6 protein-coding genes and 1 pseudogene are annotated in these 6,426 nt (G+C 74.4%); all 7 read right to left on the bottom strand.

What is annotated here, in order from left to right:
• Positions 1 to 42: 42 nt before the first annotated feature.
• A complete protein-coding gene (locus CR938_RS08760; protein WP_162124650.1) occupies positions 43 to 723 on the bottom strand; it encodes a DUF3426 domain-containing protein in 681 nt (226 codons plus the stop codon).
• A 38-nt stretch (positions 724 to 761) separates the two neighbouring features.
• On the bottom strand, positions 762 to 1,679 hold the full coding sequence (gene prmA / locus CR938_RS08765) for a 50S ribosomal protein L11 methyltransferase (protein ID WP_162124651.1): 918 nt from the start codon (positions 1,677 to 1,679) through the stop codon (positions 762 to 764).
• 116 nt (positions 1,680 to 1,795) lie between these two features.
• Positions 1,796 to 3,163, bottom strand: coding sequence for an acetyl-CoA carboxylase biotin carboxylase subunit (accC, locus tag CR938_RS08770; protein ID WP_162124652.1), 1,368 nt, complete (start codon positions 3,161 to 3,163; stop codon positions 1,796 to 1,798).
• Between the two features lie 87 nt (positions 3,164 to 3,250).
• Positions 3,251 to 3,739, bottom strand: coding sequence for an acetyl-CoA carboxylase biotin carboxyl carrier protein (gene accB / locus CR938_RS08775; RefSeq protein WP_162124653.1), 489 nt, complete (start codon positions 3,737 to 3,739; stop codon positions 3,251 to 3,253).
• Positions 3,740 to 3,802: 63 nt separating this feature from the next.
• Complete coding sequence (gene aroQ / locus CR938_RS08780; RefSeq protein ID WP_162124654.1) at positions 3,803 to 4,243, bottom strand: type II 3-dehydroquinate dehydratase; 441 nt, start codon at positions 4,241 to 4,243, stop codon at positions 3,803 to 3,805.
• Between the two features lie 134 nt (positions 4,244 to 4,377).
• Positions 4,378 to 4,935, bottom strand: a complete 558-nt coding sequence (locus CR938_RS08785) for a TlpA family protein disulfide reductase (protein WP_162124655.1) — start codon at positions 4,933 to 4,935, stop codon at positions 4,378 to 4,380.
• A pseudogene (locus CR938_RS08790) lies at positions 4,932 to 6,308 on the bottom strand (protein-disulfide reductase DsbD family protein); the annotation flags it as partial. The pseudogene CR938_RS08790 and the gene CR938_RS08785, both read right to left, overlap by 4 nt.
• Positions 6,309 to 6,426: the final 118 nt, after the last annotated feature.

Genomic DNA, 6,426 nt, shown 5'->3' on the forward strand with positions numbered 1-6,426 from the left:
GCCTTCGCGTCGCTGCCACGCCGGAGACATGCGGAGGAAGTTTCAGCGGAACTCGAAGGCGAAGGCGACCGTGCCCGGCGCCGGTTCACGCACCAGGAAGGTGACCTGCGCGCTCTGTCCGGGTGCAAGCGGCTCCCGCGGCGCGTGGCCGAGGTACTGCTCGGGCGTGAACACGCCGCTGCCGAGGACGCGGCCGTCGGCGTCGGACAGGGACAGTTGCAGCGCCGGCCACGGCTGCGGCCAGCGCGCATCGTTGCGGAAGGTCGCGTCCACGCGCAGGGCGTCGGGCGTGCCGGCCTGGCTGACGCGGCGGTCGGGCATCACGAAGGCCGAGGGTTCGCGCCACGGCGGCAGGCTGCAGCGCAGCATCGCGCAGGCGCTCTCCAGCAGCGGTCGCCAGCGCGCGTCGGCGGCCAGGCGCGCGCGGTCGGCCAGCACCCCCTGCACCAGCAGCAGCAGCACCAGCGCCGCGACCACCGCCCAAGGCCAGGCCGCGGTGCGCCGGCGGACGGCGGCGAAGCGTGGTGCGGCGGACGTGGCGGGGGGCGCGGCCGGGGCGGCGATGGCGCCGGCGCCCGCGGGCGGGGCCAGGTCCGCCCCGGCCGCTGCCGGCGCGTCGTGCGCGGACTCCTCCAGCGGCTGGCCGCAACGCGGGCACGCGGCCGGGCGCTGCCGGGCGTGGCCGGCGACCAGGAAACCGCAGTGCGGGCAGGGCGTGAACATCGGCCCTATTCAACCACGGCCGCCGCGCGCCGTGGCGGTCAGCGGCGCACGCCGTCGATCCGCACCCAGTCCTCCTCGGTGGCGACCTGCAGCTGGTCGAACCAGGCGCCGTAGCGCTGCAGCAGTTCGTCTTCCTGGCCGCGCAGGATGCCGGACAGGGCGATGCGCCCGCCCGAGGCCACGCGCGCGGCCAGGTGTTCGGCCAGCGCGTCCAGCGCGGTGGCCAGGATGTTGGCCACCACCACCGGGTAGGTGGCCTCCGGCTCGTCCCCGGGCAGGTACACGGCCAGGCGGTCGTCCACGCCGTTGCGGCGGGCGTTGTCGGCGGTGGCGGTCAGCGCCTGCGGGTCGTTGTCCACGCCCACCGCCGCGTCGGCGCCGAGCTTGAGCGCGGCCAGGGCCAGGATGCCGGAGCCGCAGCCGAAGTCGAGCACGCGCGCGCCCTGCAGGCGGCCCCCGGCGGCCAGCCCGTCCAGCCAGCGCAGGCACAGCGCGGTGGTCGGGTGCGTGCCCGAGCCGAAGGCCAGGCCCGGGTCCAGGCGCACCACCGCCGCGTCGGCGCCGGTGGCCTCCTCCGGCAGGTCCTGGTTCCACGGCACGATCCAGGTGCGCGCGCCGAAGCGCATCGGCCTGAAGGTGTCCAGCCAGGCACGCTCCCAGTCCTGGTCCTCGACCGTGCGGAAGGCGGCGCCGGTCCAGTCCAGCTCCGGGTCGAAGGCCTCCAGCGCCGCCAGCAGCGCCAGCGGATCGGTGCCGGCGTCGAACAGCGCGGTCAGCACCAGAGTCGGCCACACCGGCATCTGGCCGACACCGGGCTCGAGGATGGCGCGTTCGTTGGGCGTGTCGGCGTCGGCGTCCAGCAGGGTCACCGACAGCGCGCCCAGGTCCTCCAGCGCGCGCTCGTAGCGCGGCTGCCGGTCCTCGGTGGTGCGCAGGCTCAGTTCCAGGTAGGGCATGGGGCGGGGCGGGTGCGGCGGAGGATGCGATTGTCGCACGGGGCACCGTGCGCGGCCCGAGCAAAAGCGGAGGGCCGGCAGGCGCCGGCCCTCGCGTGCGCGCTGGCGCGGGCGGCTCAGCCCAGGGCGATGGACTGGTTCTTGCGCTCGGCCAGGCGCTTCTCCAGGTAGTGGATGTTCTGGCCACCGGCCTGGAAGCCCTTGTCGCGCATGATGCGCTGGTGCAGCGGGATGTTGGTCTTGATGCCGTCGACCACCATCTCGCTCAGGGCCACGCGCATGCGGCAGATCGCGGTCTCGCGGTCCGGGCCGTGCACGATCAGCTTGCCGATCATCGAGTCGTAGTTGGGCGGGACGCGGTAGCCCTCGTAGATGTGGGTGTCCACGCGCACGCCCGGGCCCCCCGGGGCATGGAAGTGCTGGATCAGGCCGGGGCTGGGGAAGAAGGTCTCCGGGTCCTCGGCGTTGATGCGGCACTCGATGGCGTGGCCGGTCAGCACCACGTCCTCCTGGCGGATGCGCAGCTTGTGGCCGGCGGCGATGCGCAGCTGCTCGGTCACCAGGTCGATGCCGGTCACCATCTCGGTCACCGGGTGCTCGACCTGGATGCGGGTGTTCATCTCGATGAAGTAGAAGCGGCCGTTCTCGTACAGGAACTCGAACGTGCCGGCGCCGCGGTAGCCGATGCGCTTGCACGCCTCCACGCACACCTGGCCGATCTGCTCGCGCTGCTCGGCAGTGATGCCCGGCGCCGGCGCCTCTTCGACCACCTTCTGGTGGCGGCGCTGCATCGAGCAGTCGCGCTCGCCCAGGTGGATGGCGTTGCCCTGGCCGTCGGCCAGCACCTGGATCTCGATGTGGCGCGGGTTCTCCAGGTACTTCTCCATGTACACCTCGGCGTTGCCGAAGGCGGCCTTGGCCTCGCTCTTGGTGGTCTCGATGGCGGTCTTGAGCGCGGCCTCGGAATGGACCACGCGCATACCGCGGCCGCCGCCGCCGCCGGCGGCCTTGATGATCACCGGGTAGCCGATCTCGCGGGCGATCTTCGCGTTGGCGACGATGTCGTCGCCCAGCGGGCCGCCGGAGCCGGGCACGCAGGGCACGCCGGCGGCCTTCATGGCGCGGATCGCCTCGACCTTGTCGCCCATCAGGCGGATGGTCTCCGGGCGCGGCCCGATGAAGATGAAGCCGGACTGCTCCACCCGCTCGGCGAAGTCGGCGTTCTCGGACAGGAAGCCGTAGCCGGGGTGGATGGCCTGCGCGTCGGTCACCTCGGCGGCGGCGATGATCGAGGCCATGTTGAGGTAGCTGTCGGCCGAGGGCGCAGGGCCGATGCAGACCGACTCGTCGGCCATGGCCACGTGCTTGAGGTTGCGGTCCACGGTCGAGTGCACGGCCACGGTGCGGATGCCCAGCGCGTGGCAGGCGCGCAGGATCCGCAGCGCGATCTCACCGCGGTTGGCGATGACGACTTTTTCCAGCATGGGAATGTTCCAGGGCGCTTGTTTCGTGGAGGGGCCGGCGGCCCCGCGCGCCGGGCGGCGGGGCGCTGCGCGGTCCGTGCGGTCGCGTCAGCCGATGACGAGCAGCGGCTGGTCGAACTCGACCGGCTGGGCGTTCTCGCACAGGATGGCCACCACGGTGCCGCCGACGTCGGCCTCGATCGGGTTGAACATCTTCATCGCCTCGATGATGCCCAGCGTGTCGCCGGCCTTGACGGTCTGGCCGACGGTGACGAACGGCGGCTTGTCCGGGCCCGGGGCGGCGTAGAAGGTGCCGACCATCGGCGCGCGCACCACGTGGCCGGGCGGCAGCTCGCTGCCGGCCTTCGGCGTGCCGCCGGTGGCCGCCTCGACCGGGGACTGCATCGGCATGGCCGGGGCCTGCGGGGCCGGGGCCGCGGGGCGCACCTCCAGCGCCGCGGCCGGGGTGGTCACCGCCAGCCCGCCCTGCGGGATGCGCGACAGGCGCACGCTCTCTTCGCCTTCCTTGATCTCGATCTCGGCGAGGTTGGATTCTTCAAGCAGGTCGATGAGCTTCTTGATCTTGCGCAGGTCCATGGTGGCCTCTGGAATGGGCGCCCGCGGCGGCGGGCGCGGTTTCATTGGAAAGGATCGCGTGGTTCAGCCCGGCAGCCGCGCCAGCGCGGCCTCCAGGGCGAAGCGGTAGCTGTCGGCGCCGAAGCCGCAGACCACGCCCACCGCCCTGTCGCTGAAGTAGCTGGGGCGGCGGAAGGGTTCGCGTGCGTGCGGGTTGGACAGGTGGACCTCGATGTAGGGGATGTCCACCGCCGCCAGCGCGTCGCGCAGGGCCACCGAGGTGTGGGTGAAGGCGGCCGGGTTGATCAGGATGAAGGCGGTCCCGTCCCCGCGCGCGGCCTGGACCCGCTCCACCAGCGCGTGCTCGGCGTTGGACTGGAAGCTCTCCAGGACGTGCCCGGCTTGGGCGGCGTGGGCCGCCAGGGCGGCGTCGATGTCCGCCAGGGTGGTCCGGCCATAGACCTCCGGCTCGCGGGTGCCGAGCAGGTTGAGGTTGGGACCGTGCAGGACCAGCAGCTTGGCCATCGGGGTCGAGGAAACGGAAAGGGCGGCAGTCTGCGCGATGACGCCGTTACTGTCCAGTTCGGCGAAGATGGCAGCGTTTCAATCAACTGTTTGAAAACCGCCCGCCGCCGGGCGCACGCCGCCTTCCGGCCCGGTCAGGGCCGGGCCCAGCGGCCGACCTCGCCGGGCGCGAACGGGCCCAGCTTCTGCCGCACGATGCGGCGGTCGGCGCCGACCAGCACGGTGTACGGCAGCAGGCCGCGGGTGTTGCCCAGCCAGACGCTGGCGTCGGCCGGGCCCGGCTGGTCGAGCAGGATCGGGTAGCCCACCGGCACCCGGCGCAGGAAATCGCGCACCGCCTCCGGGGAGTCCAGGGCCAGGCCGACCACCTGGACGCCGTCGTCGCCCTGTTCGCGGGCGAAGCGCTCCAGCTCCGGCATTTCCTCCACGCACGGCCCGCACCAGGAGGCCCACACGTTGAGCAGCAGCGGGCGGCCCGGGGCGAGCGTGTCCAGCCGCACCGGGCGGCCGTCCAGGTCCGGCAGGGTCAGCTCCGGCAGCGCGTCGCCGGGGCGGGCCGGCCGCACCCCCTGGGGTACGGCGGCGGCCGGCGCCTCCACGCCGGCGCGCCAGGCGCGGTACCAGTGGCCGGCCATCAGGCCGAGCAGGCCGGCGGCCACCGCCACCAGGCCCAGGCGCAGCACCACCCTCATCGTGCCGCCGCCCGCAGCAGGGCGTCCTGGACAATCGCCGGGGTCAGCACCGGCGGCAGCACCGCCGGCGGCGCCCCGGGGCCGTAGACCACGTACAGCGGCACGCCCACCGCCTTGTGTTCCTCCAAGAAGGCGGTGATGCGCGGATCGGCGTTGGTCCAGTCGCCCTTCATGTAGACCGCGCCGGTGCGCTGCAGCAGCTCGCGGAAGCCGTCGCGGGCCAGCACGTTGCGCTCGTTGGCCTTGCAGGTGACGCACCAGTCGGCGGTCATGTTGACGAACACCACCCGGTTCTCGGCGCGCAGCCGGTCCAGCGCCTCGGGCGAGTACGGCACTGCGCCGTCGGCCTGCGCGGCCACCCCGGGCGGCTCCAGGCGGGTCACGCCCCACACCGGGGCCAGGGCCAGCGCCGCCAGCAGCAGCGCCGCCGCCTGCACCGGGCGTGGGCCGCGCCAGCGGGCGCGCTCGAACCACCACAGCGCCAGCGCCAGCAGCGTCGCGCCGGCCAGCACCAGGGCCACCGCGTCCACGCCGCGCTGGCGGCCCAGCACCCACAGCAGCCACACCGCGGTCAGGTACATGGGGTAGGCCAGCAGCTGCTTGAGCGTCTCCATCCATGCGCCCGGCCGCGGCAACCGCCGCGCCAGCGCCGGCACCAGGCCGATCAGCAGGAACGGCAGGGCCAGGCCCAGGCCCAGCGCCAGGAACACCAGCAGGCCGCGCGCCGCCGGCGCGGCGAAGGCGTAGGCCAGGGCCGGGCCCATGAACGGGGCGATGCAGGGGCTGGCCACCACGCAGGCCAGCACGCCGGTGAGGAAGTCGCCGGCCGGGCCGCTGCGCGCGGCCGCCAGGCCGCCGCCGATGCCGCCGCCCAGGGTGTACACGCCCGACAGGCTCAGGCCCACAGCGAACATCAGGTAGGCCAGGGCGGCGACGAAGGCCGGCTGCTGCAGCTGGAAGCCCCAGCCGGCCGCCTCGCCGGCCGCGCGCAGGGCCGCGACCAGGCCTCCGACCGCGGCGAAGGCGGTCAGCACGCCGGCGGTGTACCAGAGGGCGTGGCTGCGCGCGCGCTGCCGGCTCTCGCCGCTCTGCGCCAGGCCCAGGGCCTTGAGCGAGAGGATCGGCAGCACGCACGGCATCAGGTTCAGGACCAGGCCGCCGAGCAGGGCCAGCAGCAGGGCCGCGGCCAGGCCGGAGGGGGCGGCGGACGGCGCCGGGGCGCGGCTGCGCAGGGCGTTGCCGGCCGAGGCGTCCGGCGCCGCGGCCACCTCGGCGGGCGCCGGCGCGGGGGCGGCCCGGTCTCTCGTCGGGGGGGGCCCCCCCCCGGCCGGGGGCTTCCCCGGGGCGGGCGGGGCCCGGGTTACGCGCGGCGGCGGGTGCCCCCTGGCCCTCCTGCCCGGCACCCCCACACCGGCGGGTCGGGGGGGGGTGTGCGGGGGCGCCGCACTGGGAGCACATGAGGGAGCTCCTCACGCGGGGCCTGGGGGGGGG

This window comes from Pseudoxanthomonas taiwanensis (assembly GCF_010093135.1).
Lineage (GTDB): Bacteria > Pseudomonadota > Gammaproteobacteria > Xanthomonadales > Xanthomonadaceae > Pseudoxanthomonas > Pseudoxanthomonas taiwanensis.

Coding starts and splice junctions, on each gene's coding strand:
- CR938_RS08760 (WP_162124650.1), bottom strand. CDS start 723: ATGTTCACGCCCTGCCCGCACTGCGGTTTCCTGGTCGCCGGCCACGCC.
- CR938_RS08785 (WP_162124655.1), bottom strand. CDS start 4,935: ATGAGGGTGGTGCTGCGCCTGGGCCTGGTGGCGGTGGCCGCCGGCCTG.
- accB (WP_162124653.1), bottom strand. CDS start 3,739: ATGGACCTGCGCAAGATCAAGAAGCTCATCGACCTGCTTGAAGAATCC.
- aroQ (WP_162124654.1), bottom strand. CDS start 4,243: ATGGCCAAGCTGCTGGTCCTGCACGGTCCCAACCTCAACCTGCTCGGC.
- prmA (WP_162124651.1), bottom strand. CDS start 1,679: ATGCCCTACCTGGAACTGAGCCTGCGCACCACCGAGGACCGGCAGCCG.
- accC (WP_162124652.1), bottom strand. CDS start 3,163: ATGCTGGAAAAAGTCGTCATCGCCAACCGCGGTGAGATCGCGCTGCGG.